Annotated in this window: 18 protein-coding genes; 7 read left to right on the plus strand and 11 right to left on the minus strand. The window is 61.1% G+C overall.

Features of this window, described 5'->3' with window-relative positions; all coding sequences use genetic code 11:
- Positions 1-90 precede the first annotated feature (90 nt).
- Positions 91-1,092, plus strand: coding sequence for an ornithine carbamoyltransferase (gene argF, locus HW532_RS12630; protein WP_213160821.1), 1,002 nt, complete (start codon positions 91-93; stop codon positions 1,090-1,092).
- 196 nt (positions 1,093-1,288) lie between these two features.
- Positions 1,289-1,693: a lysozyme inhibitor LprI family protein gene (locus HW532_RS12635; protein WP_213160822.1), complete on the plus strand. Its 405-nt coding sequence runs from the start codon at positions 1,289-1,291 to the stop codon at positions 1,691-1,693.
- A gap of 401 nt (positions 1,694-2,094) precedes the next feature.
- On the opposite strand, the gene HW532_RS12640 is transcribed toward HW532_RS12635, so the two are convergent.
- A complete protein-coding gene (locus HW532_RS12640) occupies positions 2,095-2,616 on the minus strand; it encodes a hypothetical protein (RefSeq protein ID WP_213160823.1) in 522 nt (173 codons plus the stop codon).
- 273 nt (positions 2,617-2,889) lie between these two features.
- On the opposite strand from HW532_RS12640, the gene HW532_RS12645 reads away from it, so the two are divergent.
- Positions 2,890-3,249, plus strand: a complete 360-nt coding sequence (locus HW532_RS12645; RefSeq protein ID WP_213160824.1) for a hypothetical protein — start codon at positions 2,890-2,892, stop codon at positions 3,247-3,249.
- A gap of 1,228 nt (positions 3,250-4,477) precedes the next feature.
- Here the strand turns inward: HW532_RS12645 and HW532_RS22130 are convergent.
- From HW532_RS22130 to HW532_RS12660, 3 genes are read right to left on the minus strand one after another with little or no spacing between them, the layout of a single operon-like run.
- The gene (locus tag HW532_RS22130) at positions 4,478-4,969 is read right to left on the minus strand and encodes a thermonuclease family protein (RefSeq protein WP_246478897.1); all 492 of its coding nucleotides are present in this window, start codon (positions 4,967-4,969) and stop codon (positions 4,478-4,480) included.
- A 26-nt stretch (positions 4,970-4,995) separates the two neighbouring features.
- Complete coding sequence (locus HW532_RS12655) at positions 4,996-5,742, minus strand: SOS response-associated peptidase (RefSeq protein WP_213160825.1); 747 nt, start codon at positions 5,740-5,742, stop codon at positions 4,996-4,998.
- 4 nt (positions 5,743-5,746) lie between these two features.
- Positions 5,747-6,040 carry a hypothetical protein gene (locus HW532_RS12660; RefSeq protein ID WP_213160826.1) on the minus strand — a complete coding sequence of 98 codons (294 nt, stop codon included), beginning with the start codon at positions 6,038-6,040 and terminating at the stop codon, positions 5,747-5,749.
- A gap of 679 nt (positions 6,041-6,719) precedes the next feature.
- Here HW532_RS12660 and HW532_RS12665 point away from each other — a divergent pair.
- Positions 6,720-7,619, plus strand: coding sequence for a hypothetical protein (locus tag HW532_RS12665; protein ID WP_213160827.1), 900 nt, complete (start codon positions 6,720-6,722; stop codon positions 7,617-7,619).
- A 56-nt stretch (positions 7,620-7,675) separates the two neighbouring features.
- Here the strand turns inward: HW532_RS12665 and HW532_RS12670 are convergent, their stop codons facing one another.
- From HW532_RS12670 to HW532_RS12680, 3 genes are read right to left on the minus strand one after another with little or no spacing between them, the layout of a single operon-like run.
- Positions 7,676-9,721 carry a bifunctional DNA primase/polymerase gene (locus tag HW532_RS12670; protein ID WP_213160828.1) on the minus strand — a complete coding sequence of 682 codons (2,046 nt, stop codon included), beginning with the start codon at positions 9,719-9,721 and terminating at the stop codon, positions 7,676-7,678.
- Positions 9,708-10,514 carry a DNA cytosine methyltransferase gene (locus tag HW532_RS12675; RefSeq protein ID WP_213160829.1) on the minus strand — a complete coding sequence of 269 codons (807 nt, stop codon included), beginning with the start codon at positions 10,512-10,514 and terminating at the stop codon, positions 9,708-9,710. The genes HW532_RS12670 and HW532_RS12675 overlap by 14 nt, the downstream gene beginning before the upstream one ends.
- Complete coding sequence (locus tag HW532_RS12680; protein WP_213160830.1) at positions 10,511-10,771, minus strand: DUF6511 domain-containing protein; 261 nt, start codon at positions 10,769-10,771, stop codon at positions 10,511-10,513. Before HW532_RS12680 ends, HW532_RS12675 begins: the two co-directional genes overlap by 4 nt.
- Before the next feature lie 178 nt (positions 10,772-10,949).
- Between HW532_RS12680 and HW532_RS12685 the strand changes: the two genes are divergently transcribed.
- Positions 10,950-11,138 (plus strand): type II toxin-antitoxin system HicA family toxin, encoded by a 189-nt coding sequence (locus HW532_RS12685; RefSeq protein WP_213160831.1) that lies wholly within the window; start codon positions 10,950-10,952, stop codon positions 11,136-11,138.
- A gap of 26 nt (positions 11,139-11,164) precedes the next feature.
- Positions 11,165-11,575 (plus strand): type II toxin-antitoxin system HicB family antitoxin, encoded by a 411-nt coding sequence (locus tag HW532_RS12690; RefSeq protein ID WP_213160832.1) that lies wholly within the window; start codon positions 11,165-11,167, stop codon positions 11,573-11,575.
- Here the strand turns inward: HW532_RS12690 and HW532_RS12695 are convergent.
- The 4 genes from HW532_RS12695 to HW532_RS12710 all read right to left on the minus strand — a co-directional run bounded on the left by HW532_RS12695 (position 11,530) and on the right by HW532_RS12710 (position 15,914).
- The gene (locus HW532_RS12695) at positions 11,530-12,147 is read right to left on the minus strand and encodes an MT-A70 family methyltransferase (RefSeq protein WP_246478915.1); all 618 of its coding nucleotides are present in this window, start codon (positions 12,145-12,147) and stop codon (positions 11,530-11,532) included. The genes HW532_RS12690 and HW532_RS12695 overlap by 46 nt on opposite strands.
- Positions 12,144-13,820, minus strand: a complete 1,677-nt coding sequence (locus HW532_RS12700) for a DEAD/DEAH box helicase (RefSeq protein WP_213160834.1) — start codon at positions 13,818-13,820, stop codon at positions 12,144-12,146. Before HW532_RS12700 ends, HW532_RS12695 begins: the two co-directional genes overlap by 4 nt.
- A 147-nt stretch (positions 13,821-13,967) precedes the next feature.
- Positions 13,968-14,951, minus strand: coding sequence for a hypothetical protein (locus HW532_RS12705; RefSeq protein WP_213160835.1), 984 nt, complete (start codon positions 14,949-14,951; stop codon positions 13,968-13,970).
- 39 nt (positions 14,952-14,990) lie between these two features.
- Positions 14,991-15,914 carry an oxidoreductase gene (locus HW532_RS12710; protein WP_213160836.1) on the minus strand — a complete coding sequence of 308 codons (924 nt, stop codon included), beginning with the start codon at positions 15,912-15,914 and terminating at the stop codon, positions 14,991-14,993.
- Between the two features lie 99 nt (positions 15,915-16,013).
- Between HW532_RS12710 and HW532_RS12715 the strand changes: the two genes are divergently transcribed.
- On the plus strand, positions 16,014-16,475 hold the full coding sequence (locus HW532_RS12715) for a hypothetical protein (RefSeq protein ID WP_213160837.1): 462 nt from the start codon (positions 16,014-16,016) through the stop codon (positions 16,473-16,475).
- Positions 16,476-16,480: the final 5 nt, after the last annotated feature.

The following is a 16,480-nucleotide window of genomic DNA, read 5'->3' on the forward strand; positions in this document are numbered from 1 at the left end:
GCCCGCTCCCTCGCTCGACCGGCCGGGTGGGGGAGCGGGCCGGTAGGCCGGTCGACTATCGCTATATCGTGCAATCGATGGAGACGGACCATGCCTCTCAACCTCCATGGGCGCAGCGTTCTCACGCTCGACGAGTTCAAGCCCGACGAGATCCGCTTCCTGCTCCGGCTCGCGGCGGAGCTGAAGATGGCCAAGATCGGCGGCTACGAGCAGGCGCGGCTGAAGCGCAAGAACATCGCGCTCATCTTCGAGAAGGATTCCACGCGCACGCGCAGCGGCTTCGAGGTTGCCGCCTACGACCAGGGCGCGCATATCACCTTCATCGGGCCCTCCGGCAGCCATATTGGCCACAAGGAGTCCATCAAGGACACCGCGCGCGTGCTCGGCCGGGTCTATGACGCCATCGAGTATCGCGGCTTCGGCCAGGAGGCGGTCGACACGCTCGCCGCCTATGCCGGCGTGCCGGTCTATAACGGCCTCACCGACCAGTCGCATCCGACCCAGATTCTCGCCGACTTCATGACCATGCGAGAATATACCCACAAGCATCTCTCCGACGTCGTCGTCACCTTCCTGGGAGAGGGACGCGACAATGTCGCCTGCTCGCTGGCGCTCGGGGCCATGAAGATGGGCATGGACATGCGCATCGCCTCGCCGCGCTCGCTGTGGCCCGACGACAAGCTCGTCCGGCATTTCCACCGGATCGCCGGCCAGACCGGCGCGCGCTTCACCCTGACGGAGGATGTGGAGGAGGCGGTGAAGGATGCCGATTTCCTCTACACCGATGTCTGGGTGTCGATGGGCGAGGAGGAGAAGGTGTGGGCGGAGCGCATAGAGCTCCTCACCCCCTATCGCGTGACCAAGGCCGTCATGGATGCCGCCGGCAATCCCTTCGTGAAGTTCATGCACTGCCTGCCCGCCTTCCACAATACGGAGACGGCGGTCGGCGCCGATATCGCCAAGCGGTTCGGGATCGACTGCATGGAGGTGACCGAGGAGGTGTTCGAATCGCAGGCCTCCATCGTCTTCGACCAGGCGGAGAACCGCATGCACTCCATCAAGGCCATCCTCGTCGCCACCATAGGGGGCTGATCGCGAGGAGGACCGCCTGTGCGGCGCCTTGCGGGCCCATGACGGGCCCGGTTCCCGCCTCGCACCTCTTGTGCGGGGCGGCCCGATCGGCCACGGTAGCCGGAGGTTGTCCGCCGCCCCGGCATGGCGGCTGGCGGGCATGGCCCGACCTGCAGGCACCGCACCGGATGCCGTGGACCCACGGGGGAGAACCATCATGAAACGGGTATTTCTGGCCGCAGCGCTCACCGTCGCCACACTGCCGGCCGCCCATGCGGCCGGCTGCGACGACGCGCAGGACCAGGCGACCATGACCGAATGCGCCGCCAAGTCCCTCAAGGCGTCGGACGCGGAGCTGAACAAGCTCTACAAGGAGATCAGGGGCCGGTTGGCGGACGACGCCGACACCAGGAAACTGCTCGTTTCCGCACAGCGCGCCTGGATCGCCTATCGCGATGCGGAATGCAACTTCTCGGCATCCGGCGTTGCCGGCGGCAGCATCTACCCCATGATGCAGGCCATGTGCCTCGACACGCTGACGCAGCGCCGCGTTGAGGATTTCAAGCAATATCTGAACTGCGAGGAAGGCGACCTGAGCTGCCCCGTGCCGCCCGGCGGCTGATCGCCGGCGCGGTCCTGCGTGCGGCGCGCGTTCCTTTCCGGTCGCCGAACGATGCGGGCCCGCACAGGCCGCAGGACGGAACGCGTATGCCCAGGGATGCTGCCGACACGGTCATGGATCTCTATCAGGAGAACGCCGCCTCGTGGATCGCACGGCGCGGGCGTGTGGCTGGCCCGAAAGCTGCCCGATACCGGCCAGGGGCGCAAAGCCGAGGCCTGAATTGCTGCAATACGGCGCGCAAGCCGAGCCGGGACGCAGCGGCCTTCCAAGAGAAGCCTGCGACGGGAAAGGGCAAATGCCCTGACGGTCTGCGTCGCGAAGGAGTGGCGCGCTTGGTGCGCAACATGGGTCGCGCAGATCACTCCTGGGCCCCGTACAAGCGAGATGAAACGCGCGTTGCTCTAACCAAACCCTATGGGACTTTGTGCATTCGTGGCTAGTATTACACTTCGCGCGGGCGCGATATCCAAGGCAACACTCATTTTCTTCTTTGCAGTCACCGTCCTTGGTTGCTGAAGCAGCCCGTTATTCACATATGAAAAGCGAAACGGCTCAGATACATGATAATAATCCGGGCCCACGTCATAGCCCGGCAGGGGCGAGGACGTCGGAACTACGTGCACACCCGGCAACGGTTCTCCCGCCTGATCAAGCAGAGTGACAAATAAGCCTGGTGCCATTGTGGCACCATGAACATATTTCCCGTACACGTAACGGACAGGCGACGTGGCATCGACAGAAACAAGCGTCGTGATTTGGGCGGTCAGTGTGGATTGGGTCATCCACACATATAGCTCATGCTCGAAGTGGCAAATATATGCTCCATCCTTCTTGCGAAGGAGGGTGCGCACGCCAGTATCGGAGAACTTTATCCGAGTATTGCCGTTCGAATCGATAATCGAATCGACGCGATCAAGCGCCATCTCGACTGGCTGGTACTCGACAACTACCGACGAAGACGCCGCCTCAAACCCCCCTACCATTTCGCCCCCCGAGATTATAAGCGCACTATCCTCACGGCCATCAGGGTCCGGGAAATCCAATCTCAGGTCAATGGTCAGTTCCAGCCGATTGTATGACACACCGTGTGAAGGCGGCGGGTTTGGGGATGATGACTTGGGAGGTCTTGTCGGGTGTATTTTGGCTCCATAGGATGGTTGTCTTCATCCCCCACACCGCGACCTGAGACAGGCATCATGAAATCGACCGCCTCTGTTTTTTTCGTTCTGGCGATCTCGCTTCCTCTGGCACTCGGCGCATGCGCATCGCGGCAACCCGACACGACGCTTCCCCCGTCGATCACTCAGGACGCCACATTCATGTCCTGGTTGGCAGGACTGGACAATGCCGTCGATCAGGATCCGAAATATCGGCGGATCCCGCTGGATAGCCCTGCGCAGACAAACGAATTTGCCGCGCACCTGCACGATCTGTATCGGGGGCGGACCAGTGAGGCCGAGTTCAGGTCCTGGGTCAATTCGCGGTATCCCGGCCACGCCTACGAACAGAACGTCATCATCCGGTACCTCGACCAATATGGGCCCCGGCGTAGCTGAATCGGCAGATAGCGACAGGTGGATGCTGGCCTCGGCCTCAAGGCAGATATGGCGCGGCGAGCATTTCCCGGAGCCAGGCTTCCGACGCCGGGTCGTGATTGGCATCCGCATGGCGGACAGCGCGACAGCCAAGATGGAGACTGTCGTGGAAGCGGATCTTGCAAAACAGGCAGGGGAAAAACCCGCGAAGAAGTGGCGCGCCGGGGAGGATTCGAACCCCCGACCCCCAGATTCGTAGATAGGCGCTGAGCGTTGATTCCATTGGAACCGCTTGCAAAACGGGCGGTTGGTTGGGTCAATGGAATCAAGGGGTTAGAGGGGAGATGCAAACGTGGATTGGATCAACGCTTGTGGCCATTGTTTGAATATGGCCGATTCGGCAGTGGTAAGATGTAGCCCAAGCCATGGCGCCAAAAGAATTCGTCACCAAGTACCCAGTGGTAGAGATTGGCGTAAACGAAGTCAGGATGAATCTTTACCCCAGTACCGCCGATCCTACCATTGCTCGCTCGAAGAATCTGTTTAACCGAGGGGAATATCGGCCCCGCGTACCTCTCGTGTCCGGCAACCACTGCTGTAGTGATCGACACAACCAAGTCTGCAATTTGCAGCAGGCGCGAGTTCGGAAACGGCATTGTCAGAACATTCGTCGCGAACCCGTCAAAGGCACTATAATCCGTCCCCTGTTCCGCGATTTCCACGCAGTTTGCTAGAAGGTGGTCCTCATCAACTCTCCCCCCGATGGTCTAGCTACAACGACCAACCCCCATTCACGATTTGTCAACGAGGCATTAAATCGTTCGAGTGCCATTACAAGCGCGTCCATTTCATGGTCACCTGCATTTCCGGTAGCCATTCGGTATGTCGTGTCCGCGATACACACTTGGCCGATAGCACCGTGGTCGCGTGCCAATTCCAAGGCTCGATGCAGGAATTCCTGACGCCGCTCTTCCACCAAGTTTTCACGCATCCAATGATCCCTGCTTGGTGACCACTTGAAAACCGCACGTGCGGGGAAGTTAAAATCGTCACATAAATCATCAAGCGCTTGTTCTAGCGGGCGTACTCCATCCTCATCGATGGATATTCCACCAACGGCCACAAGACTGCGCATTCGTTCGCGGGCGCAATTCCTTTGTCGTGCATCATCCAGGAATAAGAGTCGCATAGGCGATACTGGTGTAGAATTCTCCAAAATGGCTTTGGTCGAAAATATCTCTGATCGCCCTCAAAACCCACACCAATGCCGCCGCCTCTCCCGCCACGCGTCCGGCCCCGGCCGCCACTCGACCGCCAGGCCCTCGCTCATGAGCGTGCGCCCGACGCCCTCACCGTCGACCATGAGCCAAACGAGCCGACGGTCGTACCGATCCACGTCGCCGCTATCGACAATCTCGACGGTGCCCGCGGACGCCACGAGCTGGCGTAGCCGGTCACGCGCCTGATAGCCGCGCGCGGCTTCGGCCTTGCAACGCGGCTTGGATATCTCTGGCGTGTCGATATCGAGCAGGCGCATGCGCTGGCCGTCCACAGTGATGGTGTCGCCGTCATAGACATGGATCCGGCTTGCCGTGATCAGCGCGCCCTTGCGCGTTCCGCCGGCATGCTCGCGCACCGCGGCCACCAAATCCTTGCCCGCATCGTCCGGGAGGCGTGGCACGAAGAACAGCGCCGCGAGGCCGAGAACCACGGCAATGGACAGCAATCGGCTGTATGGCATGCGCGAGCCCCCAATCGCCCCTTGGCTCACTCGTCGTCCAGCGGATCTAGCAGATCGGGCGAGTTGTTCGCCGGCGAGTTCACGTTGCGTGACACTGGCCACATGGTCATCAGGTCAGCCGGATAGGGTTTGAGCAAGTCGGCCGGATCGGACTCAGAACCAAGCCAGCGTTCGTAATCCTCCGGCGCGATGATCACCGGCATACGGTCGTGGATCTCGGCCATCATCTCGTTGGCCTTGCAGGTCACGACTGCGAACGTGCGCTGTTCAAGCCCCGTGGCGGGATCGCGCCATGTCTCGTAGATCGCCGCCAGGCAGAATGGCGAACCGTCCGCCATGGCGATGGCATAGGGTTGCTTCGCCTTCTGCCCCTTGATCGCCCGCCACTCGAAGAAACCATCTATGGGCATGAGCGCGCGCCGCGACCGATACGCCGCGCGGAACATGCCGTTGGTGGCGACCGCCTCCGCCCTGGCGTTGATCGGCTTCGGCCCGCCTTTCGGATCGCGCATCCAGCGCGGTATCAGCCCCCAGCGCGCCAGCACGAACACGCGGCCCGGCATGTCCAGCTCGGCGATGACTAGCGGGTAATCTCTCCCCGGCGTGCCGTTGTAGGTCGGGCCGATATCGTCAATGTCGTCGCCACCGCCACCGCCACCGCCACCGCCACCGCCACCGCCACCGCCGCCGCCCTCCCGCTCGACCGCGCGATCCGCGGCAAATGCGGAGACGAGTTGCCTGGCACTCGATTTTGAAAAGACGCGGCCGCACATGGCGTCACCAAGGCTTGTCTGCGACGAATATCTCGCCGGAGTACGCATGCCCAAAGCGCTCCAGGAACGCTTCCGCATGCTCCATCGTCGTGAAACAGTACCGGGCCGTGTGGAAAATGTCTTCCGTGCGCCGGTCCCTCCCGCCGCGCGTCATGAATGGCATCGCGCGCTCGCGCGGAAAGGCGTGCATTGTGTCAATCGCCTTGCCGAAGCCGATGGGCGGCACGATCAGTTCAACCTGATAAGGGAAATCGTGATCGATCTGCTTGCTGCTGACGGCGCCTTTGAGTCTGGGCATGGTGCCCCCTTGCGAGAACCATTCAGGAACAAAAGCGGGCGAGACAAGGGAGTCAAGATCGCGCAGTCTAGCAATCACAGACCAGTCGTGGTAGCATCTTACTTGAAATCATGGCGCTGTGGGGGCGCTCCGTGGACCAAGATACTTCAGGAATTGGCGGCGATTGCTGCATCGTGGTAGCGTTGTCGTGGGGGCTTTTCATACTGGCCGCGATAATAGCACTCTGCGCGCCTCTGACTGTCTATTTCGTCGGATCGCCGCCAGCCTTACCAGAGTCCCCAGTTCCGCCGAACGTCAATCGGGATTTTCTGATTGCCTCATCAAGCTCGCTCGAAAACATAGTCTCGTTGCTGATAACCATATCTTTTGGACTTACAGCCGTTTCGGCCTTTTTAATGAAGAATCGAATTCTTCAATTCAACCTATCATCCGCAATCAATGCAATTATATCGTCCCTGATATTTTTAACTTTGGTTCTATCGTTATCTCGTTCCTATCATTCATATGCCATGATCTCCAATCAAATAGGAATTGGATACTGGTATCCATCACGCATTACAAATCTAATAGAAGATAATGTTTTCTATATTGTATTGATGTCATTATTTGTTTTATCGGGAATTTTTTTCAATTTCTTAATGCAATCCCTACATAATTTCAAATGAAACAGGAGGGTTATATGAATAAATTAGCACCCTTCTTGGCTATCATTTGTACTTTGAATATCACAACAATAAATATCATAGAAGCAAAAGAATATGAATCCAAGACAATTGCACTGTCTATTAGATTTCATGATAAAATTGATTCATATCCAGAACCCTTGATATACGTTAAAGGAAGCTTACGTGGATCTGTTCCAGGCGCGATTGAACTGTCAGTTTCAAAAGAAGAAATTCCCATAGAAATAGGGATTTCTCAATTTCCATTATCCCCCCTATACAGTTTTACAATATCCCTAAAAACGATCCGAGATGGATATGTTGACGTCATATCAACCAATATCGCTTCGGTGGAGGGGGAATCAAATCGATTTTGGGACACCTTTAAGGTTCTCGACAACAGTTCCGCACAAGAGAAAATAACTAAAATTTCCAACAAAATATATGAAATCAAAATACCTACGTCGACTTATCGGCTTATCACTCAAAAATGGCAGAATGAAAAAATAAACTACTATTCTCCGGCATGGTTTGGTGCGGGCATCTCAAAATTTCAGAACTCCTCCGAAATGTCACATTTTATGCATAAAATACCTGGCAGCAATGTCGCCGCCTCCTGGTCCGGAGCCATTGGACGAACAGGAACTGGAATCCAGCAAAGACATAATTGGATAATAGAATCCGTTCCAGATGGAGCGTACGTTTCTACCGATGAAGATCGTAATATTGGAAATACTAACATACAACATAATATCGCACATCTACCAGGGTCCTATATCTTAGTAAAAAAGTCAGGATACTATGATGCTCAATATAATTGCGTAGCTAATCCCAACTGCAGGAAGACCGAATTTTGTACGGAGACACGAATCGACGACGATTATCGGCTTGTCTGTCACCTAAAGAAGCTGCCCTGATAGTATCCCCCCAAACACAAAAAGCCCCCGCCCACCTTCCGGTGAGCGGGGCACAGTCAGACCACTTCCACAAATTTCTTAGGCTCACGCTTCACCGGATCCGGCTTCACGACCTCGCGAAGCTGGCCGTCGTCCAGCCACGCATTGAGCAGCTTCTTTATCTTCCGCTTGCCCGCCTTGTCGGCCTCAATGCCGAGCACTTCGGCCACGACGAGCCCGACCCAATCCTTGGCCTGCTCGTTCTGGCGGAACGCCCCGCCGCGAATGCGTGCCTTGATGGCCTCCAGAGCGTCCGGCGCGACCTCGCCGGCTATCGCCTCCGCCGTCGGCCACTGCCACGGCACGACGACGCCGGCGTGATCCTGTGGCTTGGCAATGCCCTGCCCGTTGCCGAGCGGTACGGACTCCAGCCGGCGCCATGCGAGCGAGCCGGTCGACGGCGCCAGGTTGGCCTTGCCGAGATTCACGCTGAAATACGAGAACCGTTCCTCGCGCGGCACGCCGGCCTGGCCGGCCTGCTCGTCCGACATGCGGTTGAGCACGCGCACCGACCGGGCCGCCGCCAGAAGCGAGCCGGCGCCGCGCGCGTCGTCCACCGTCACTTCCTTGCCGTCGGTCTTCTTGACGTGGTGCACCAGCTCGACGGCGACGTTCGTCTCCTCCGCGATCCGTGTCCACAGCTTGGCCACCTTGTCGATGGCGCCGTTGTCGTTCTCGGGCACGCCATGGGTGGACACGAACGGGTCAACGACCAGCACGTCGATACCGTTCTCAATGATCGCCCGCTTGATCGCGTCGACCACCGGCACGGCGACGTGAATGTCCCGCCTCTCCTCGCGCACAATCACCATGTCCTGCTCGCGCCCGGAGTCGACGAACAGCCGTCCGGCAACCTCGTCGGCCGCGATGCCATAGCGCTTGCAGGCGCCGGCAATACGCCGGTTCAGCTCGTCGCGGTCATCCTCCCCGTTGAAGTACCAGACGCGCGAGCGCGCCGTCGGCTTCTCGCCGAGCAATGCCCGCCCCGTCACCATGGCGAGCGCTTCGGCGATGGCCAGAGACGACTTGCCGACACCGCCGGGCGCCACCGTCAGCGACATGTACTTGCGCACCATATGGGAGCCATAGAGCCACTGGCGCCGCGGCAGCGCGGATGGATCGCACCAGACATAGGGCGTGGCGCGGACAAGCAGTTGCTCGGCCTCCGGCCTGGCCAGCAGGCTCGCCGCCAACCGGGCGCCCTCGGCGGCAAGCGCCGGGTCATCGTTCTGTAGCGTGGGGGCTTCCGGGATGTCGCGCGGATCAGCCATGCCGGACTTGAGCCCGCTCGCAATGGTCTGCCGCGCCGCGTGCTCGCCATCCTTGGAGACATAGCCGTTTGCCTGCGCCGCCGCGAACAGCCGCGCGCCGGCCTCCTCCTCCGACAGCGCGCCGGCCCCCACGAAGGTGCCGAGCGCGAACGCCGCGTCGTTGAGCGCGTTGTTGCGCCCGTGGGTGGCGCGGGTCAGCCGGGACAGCTCGTCGGCGATGGCGGCCTCGACATAGCGCGTATTGGGCTGGTCGGCCGCCGGCAGGGACTCCACCGACGCGCCGCGCTTCAACACGCGCTCCAGAAGCCAGGACGGCGCAAGGGCGGGCGCGGGCTGCCGGTCGACCCACTCATAGAAACAGCCGTCGGCATTGACCGAGCCCGGCGCGATCACATAGCCGCCCTCGCCGCGCACGTCGATGCCCGGCGCGAGGCGCCCGCGATTGCGCACGCCGTCGACATACTGGAACAGCAGGTGCCGCCCACCCGACGGCGTGCGCACGCTCACGGTCGGCGGCAGCGCGCCGTGCTCCTGTTCCATGGCGCCCAGCGCATCGGGCCCGTTCTCATTGCCCTTCACGTCCAGGTCCAGCACCCACACGCCGGAGCGCTCGCCGGTCGGCACGCCGATCATGGCGCCGGGGTGCCGCGCCCACCATTTGCGGATCTGCTCCGCATTGTCGGTCGCGGCGTGCAGGCCGCGCTTGACCAGCGGGCGCTTGGTGGCCGGGTCGCACGGGAAGACCGGCCAGCCGGAGGCGGCATAGTCGAGGGCGAGGTCAAGCGGCTGCATGGGTGGTGCCTCGCGGTTCGTTGTCATTGGCCGGTGTCAGGTCGAGGCACGCGCCTATGAACGCCTTCGCCTGTTCGGCGTTGATCGCGTTTCCGTAGGCGCGCAATCTTCCCACTCGCGTGGCAGACCCATGAGCCAACAGACGAATTCCGGGTTCAACGCGCCGAATTCGGCCAAGCTCTCCGGCCGTTCTGAAGTCGCCAAAGAATGAGCGACGGCCTGAACGTTCAACGGCCATGTGTGGCGCTTCCATTGAGATGGGCCGGCCTTGTTCTCCGCGTCCTGGACAGTCGGCGTAGGCCACAAAGTAGGTGCGCATTCGCTCGTTGGGCGCATCGACGGCACAAGCCGGGAAATCGACCGCCCCGAAGGCAAAACCCGCACTTTCCATGTCAGTTGCCGTTCGGTCGATCCATGCAGCCGTGTCGTCAACCTGCTCGCCAAGCACCACGTCAGGGCGTCCGGCTTCGATAAGCCGGAACCAGATCGGCCACAGGTCGCGCTCGTCGGCGAAGCCCTTCCGCCTGTCGGCCGCTGCCGCCGAATGCGGCTGGCATGGGCATGAACCGGTCCAGACGGGGCGGCTGTCTGCCCAGCCGGCCCGGCGGAGCGCGTAGCTCCACACTCCGATGCCGGCGAAGAAATGGCATTGCGCGAAGCCGCGCAGGTCGGACGGTCGAACATCGACAATTGAACGCTCATCCACAACTCCCGGCGCTATGAGGCCCGCGTCGATCAGGTTGCGCAGCCATTGCGCCGCATACGGATCGTTCTCGTTGTAGTAGGCGCTCAAAACGGCGCCTCCTCGCTGGCGATCAGATGGCGCAGCCGGTCGCCGAAGCCGCGCACGATCACGCGGCACAGCGTGGCGGCCTCGCCCGCGTCGAACTCGCAAAGGTCGGTCTTGCCGAGCCGGTCCATATAGGCGCCGGCGGCCTCCACGGCGCCGTCCAGCGCGCGGTTCTCGTAGCCATCGAATTGCGTCACGCGGCGGATGCGATCCGCCAGCATGGAGCATTCGGGGCAAAGGAAATGGGTGTCGTCAGGCATGGCGATTCCTACGCTGGACGCATGCCGCCCGCAGGCGTAGCAGGTGGTTGGCACACCGGCTCCGGTGCGCGTCGGGGCAAATGTCATGCGATGAATAATGCGCAATTATTTGCGCATACCCTCTTGATCCGCCTCCGATAATGCGCAAATATATACACACAAACGGGGAGGCAGTGACGTGGCGAACATCGAAACCAACCGCTCAAAGATCGTGAAGCGGCTAGAGGCGGAAGGTTGGGAGATTGTCCACGGCGGCAAGCACGACAAGTTTCGCAAGGCGAACATGAAGACGATCATCGTGCCGCGTCACAAGACCCTCTCTCCGGGCGTTGCCCGGTCAATCGCGAAGGCCGCGGGCTGGCTCTAGGCCGGCCCGACACAGGAGGTAGAACCATGTCCCGATATGTTGCCCTGATCGATGGCGAGCGCGGCGCTTACGGCGTGGCGTTCCCCGACTGCCCCGGATGCACCGCAATGGGCGAAACGATTGACGAAGCCCTGCACAACGCGGCGGAAGCACTGTCTGAGTGGGTGGCCGATGAATCCGCCGCCGGCCGCGGCGCTCCGGCTCCGCGCAGCGCCGACGAGCTGCGCGCCGATCCGGAAGTGGTCGAGGCGATCCGCGAAGGCGCGGCCATGGCAGTGGTGCCCCTCGTTCTCGAAACGGGCCGCGCGACGCGGGCGAATGTCTCCATCGACGCCGGCCTGCTCGCCGCCATCGACGAAGCAGCGGCGCGCGCCGGCATCACCCGCTCGGCCTATCTGGCAAGCGCGGCACGCGAGCGGCTTGTTGCCGGGGAATGATTGTCGTTGGCCGCCTCGAACCGGCCAACTTCATTCCCCCAAGCCTGCCATCCGGCGCGGCGCTGGCGTGCGAACAGCTCGATATACGGCCCGTCGACCAACCGCTCGATGCGCTCGTACTGTTCGTCGGGCTTGCGGCTGTGCTCGCGGCGCGGGGCGTCGATGATCTCGCGCACGCCCTTGTCCTTCCGCCGCACCTTGCCGCGCGTGAACAACAGGCACAGCTCGGTCTGCTTGCGCGTCCAGTAGCCCATGCCGATGCGCGGCGTGCCCTTCGCAGTCAGCTTGCGCCAGGTGAATGCCCGCGTCTTGAACCGGAAGCCCCAGGCTCGCCCCAGCTCGATGGCCTGGTCTATGTGGCTGTCCACCACCCACATGAACAGCGCGCAGTCCTTCGCCGCAAGCTCCTGCACTGGAAGCGCGGCAAGGTCCGCCGTCGCCGTCGTCATGTAGTGGTCGTTCGCCGATCTGTGGGGCGTGCCTTTCTTGCCGCTCCACGTCCTGAACGACCATGGCGGGTCCGCAAGGATGCAGCCGAACGGACCGCCCGGCACGTCATCGAGTGGCGTCAAAACGGAATCTCCTCGATATCCTCGACCCCGCCATCCATGCGGTCGAGATAGGTCATGGGCGGCGCGGTGCTCGCCACCTCGTCGGCGCCCGCCCATTCGGAGCCCGGACGCTCGTCGACGACTTCCATGTAGCGCCCGGACGGCTTGACGCTGATCGCCTCCGTGGTCAGCAGCTCGCCGGCCCGGTCCAGAAACTCGCCCGCATCCTTCGGGAACGGCCGTCCGCCGCCATGCTTCGCCCACCACCGGTCGGCCTTCGTCTTGGCAAAGCCAGTATGTCCGGGGCAGACCCACGACTTGTAGACCGTCATGCCCGACGTGTACTCGACACGCACGGACGGTGTGCCGCCCAGCTTCTCGTGGAAATGGAGCCGCCGCTTCTGGACGTCGCGCCAGACAGGATCGCCGGTCGACAGAATGGGCGCGTCGTCGGCCTTGGCCTTGATCTTCTCTTCCGTTTCGCGCGGGAACTCATAGCCGCAATCGTCGCACACGCGCGCCGACGCATGGACGAGACTGTCGCATTCCGGGCACAGCTTCACCGGCGCCTCGCCGTCGCCCTTGCCCGCGGGCTTCGGCTCCACGGCGTCAATCGGCCCGTGCTTGCGCACATTGCCCGCGAAGTCGAGCACGAGACAGGTGTCCTTGCCCGGCGCGTTGCGCAGGCCACGGCCGACCATCTGCACATAGAGGCTGGTGGAGAGCGTCGGCCGCATCATCGCCAGAAGGTCGATGCCCGGATGGTTGAACCCCGTCGTGAGCACGCTGTTGTTCGTCACCGCCCGGATGCGCCCGGCCTTGAAGTCGGCCAGGATGCGGGCCCGCTCCTCCGCCGGTGTCTCGCCCGCGACCGTTTCGGTCGGGATGCCGCGCCCGCGCAGCTCGTCGCGCACATGATAGGCGTGCTCGACGCCCGAACAGAACAGGAGCCAGGCGCGCCGGTCCTCTCCATAGGCCATGACTTCCGCGACGGCGCGCGCTGTCACGTCCGACCGATCGATTGCCGCTTGCAGCCTGGTCTGGTTGTAGTCGCCGCCGACCTTGCCGACACCGGTCAGATCGTAACCGGTCTCCATGGCCTTGCTGATGGGCCGGCAAAGATAGCCTTCCCCGATCATCTCGCCGACCGGCTTCTCATAGCAAATCGTGTCGAACAGCGCGCCCTCGCCCTCGTCGAGGCGCCCCTCGCCCAGCCGGTAGGGCGTCGCCGTCAGGCCGACAAGCTTCAGGTCGGGATTGGTCTTGCGCAGGCCGTCCAGCAGCTTGCCATATTGCGTCTCCGCCTTGCGCGGCGTCAGGTGCGCCTCGTCGATCAGCACAAGGTCGACATGGCCGATCAGCGCGGCCTTGCTCGCAATGGTCTGTATCCCGCCGAACAAGATCTGCGCATGCGCGTCCCGGCGCCCCAGCCCGGCGGAGAACAGCCCGGCCGGCGCGAACTCCCATATGCCCAAAAGCTCCTGATAGTTCTGGACGAGCAGTTCCTTGACGTGCGTGACGTTGAGGATCCGCATGTCCGGGTAGTCGGCGAGCAGTTCCTTGACCAGCGAGGCAATGACAAGCGACTTGCCGCCGCCGGTCGGCAGCACGATCAGCGGCGAGCCGGGCTCGCGCGACCAGTAGTCGTACAGCGCGTCGATAGAGGCGCGCTGGTAGTCTCTAAGCTTGAGCATGGATTGCCTCGCTTAGCGGGGTTCGGTACGAATGTTGTGGGTTGGGATCGATTGGGGGGTACTATGCTCGCTGAAGGCTCCGGTGCCATCGCGCGGTGGGCGCTCGGGGCATCAATAGGAATAGCCATTATTATAGCGGGGGTTGCGCTAGCCGAGCCCGGCCCTGAGGACGATTTCGTATCCGAGCCCAACGGCAATCACTCCACCAGCGACAGCAGCGACAGCACCGCCAATGACCACGCCGGCTCCCCACCCCTTGGTGCCACCGCTGGCGCTGCGACTGACGGCCAAGTCCAATCCCTTGAGGCCGACGAGAAAACCGGACAACGAAATCAGAATTCCAATTGCGAACTCGGCAGCATTGAAGAGTGTAATCTCGCCGCCCAACAGAGTATGGCGGAATCTACGCGATACATGAACTATGCTGCTTGGGTTGGCATCACCCTTACGATGATTGGTCTCCTTCTGCTCTTGCGTACGATGATATACACGCGAGATGCTGCCGCCGCAGCTGAGGCCGCTGTGGTCGAAGCCAAGAAGGCGACAAAGGCCGCCAACGAGACAATCGCTGTCACACGCGATATCGGAGAGGCGCAGGTGAGGGCCTATGTTCTCTGCGAATCGTGCGAGATACACGACTTCAAGATAGGGCTGCGCCCCCAAGCGTTTGTGCGTTTCAAGAACTGTGGCCAGTCCCCGGCTACCGCGTTCAACGTGCGCGGGTCGATCATCGTTGACAAGCTCCCCCAGAAGCGGAATCAAACTCTGGCTCTCGTGTCTCTCCCGGAAAGCACAACGGGGCTTGCCCAAAACCAGAAGGGTGGAGCTCCGATTCCGCGGTTCATACCACTTACCGACGATGAGCATAGCGCCATCATTGCGGGAAGCGCGGCACTCTACATCAAAGTACGCATTGATTTCACCGATGTATTCGGTCGAGAAAATAGTGCTATCTCCGTCTTCGTATACTCCAATACCGAAATAAAATATGGACCAAATGCAAGCGTAGCTCACTACGGAAATAATTTTACTTGGGGCGCCACCAAGAAATAAAAATAAGGACTTGCAGGCGCGCGAAAATATGCCGCATCGGGTGTGCCATGTCGCCGCCCGCTGGCGTACTTGATTCATGATGCCGCACTTTCGATAAGGGGGGGGCGGGAATCGTGTTCACTCGCCCCCATCAACCCACGACCGCCCATCGAACAGCGTGTAGCTGACCGTCTCTGCCTCCTCATCGACGGCCACCTGCGCGCCCGGCACCATGCCCGGCAGGAACAGGTGAGCCGGGCAGCCGGCCCGCTGCTCATCGACCGACAGCGGCTTTGACCAGCGTGCGCACGACCATTCCGCGTCGCCATGCATCTCGGGCGTGGCGTGCAGGCAGGAACGGCACGTCGTGCGGGGAAAGCGGTTCTCAAAGCACACCGCCTTGTGCTTGCACCACAGGCACGGCGGCGCGTCCGGCTTGTCGCGGACCCGCGACGGCGGCTCGTCGGTCTTGATGATGCGTTCGGCCCGCGCCAGGACGCGAAGGCAGAACTCGGCGTCGTAGGCGATGCGCTCGAAATACCGCTCGTCGTCGTCCTTGTTCACGACGAGATAGCCGGCGCGCGTCAGGCCGAAGGCATGCATGCCAAGCTGGCACTGCACATAGTGCAGCGGCTTGGCCTCCCTGCACCCCTTGCGCTTGATCTCGCGGAAGCCCTTCGCGTTGGACGACTTGAACTCGAACAGGTGTTCCGTCTTCGGCGCCTCGGGCACGCCGATGCCGCGCCCGTCGATCTTCCCGCGCACATGGTTGCCGACCAGACGGATTCGATCCTGCTGGCCATAGACCTCCACGCCGACGGCCTCCAGGTCGGCGACAAGCTGGTCTTCCCATCTGTCACCGGTACGGAAGATGGATACCTTGCGGCCGTCCACCTGCTCGGGCTCGGATGCCCAGCGGAAGTCATACCAAAGCGCGCGGTCGCACTCATGGCCGAGCTGGCCGACCGACAGGCCGAGCCCGTCGAATGTCCTGTTGGCTTGCTCATATGCGCGATAGATGGACAGCACGGTATGCGCGCGCGGTCGCGGAAGTGGCGCCACGGGTGGGACTCCTCGAATTTCGGTTGATTTTGCGATTAAATGTCAATGAGAGATGAAGGCGTGGCAGCAAGCACGTCGAGTTTGAATGAGGGGCTACAAATGAACTTCAGTGATGTCATTGCGACAATTGCTCTGCTAGTGTCCTTAGGAGCGGCTGGCATGACGTTTTGGTTCTATCGACGACAACTAGCACTCATAGATACTCAAGAACGACTCAATCGGCGTCTTATTGAGAAGAGCGACGCGGATGACATTGCGGCACGCCGGGCCGACGTTGGCGCGAAATTGATCGGAGTGGGCGACAACAAGTACCGCGTGAGAGTCTTTAACCGGGGAAAGGCGTCAGCCCGAAACATCACAATCGAGTTTCCATACGGCAATGACTTGATACCAGACCACGAGATCCGCGAGAAAATCCCCATGGAAATGCTTGATCAGGACGCTTACTTTGATTTGCTTGCAGCAATTTTTGTATCAAGCCCGAGAAAGCAGGATGTTTTGCTAAGATGGGCTGACGATTATTCGGACAACAATGAAAAAAAATGCATCTTGACTCTGTAAGAGCG

This window comes from Kaustia mangrovi, from assembly GCF_015482775.1.
In the GTDB taxonomy this organism is placed as follows: domain Bacteria; phylum Pseudomonadota; class Alphaproteobacteria; order Rhizobiales; family Im1; genus Kaustia; species Kaustia mangrovi.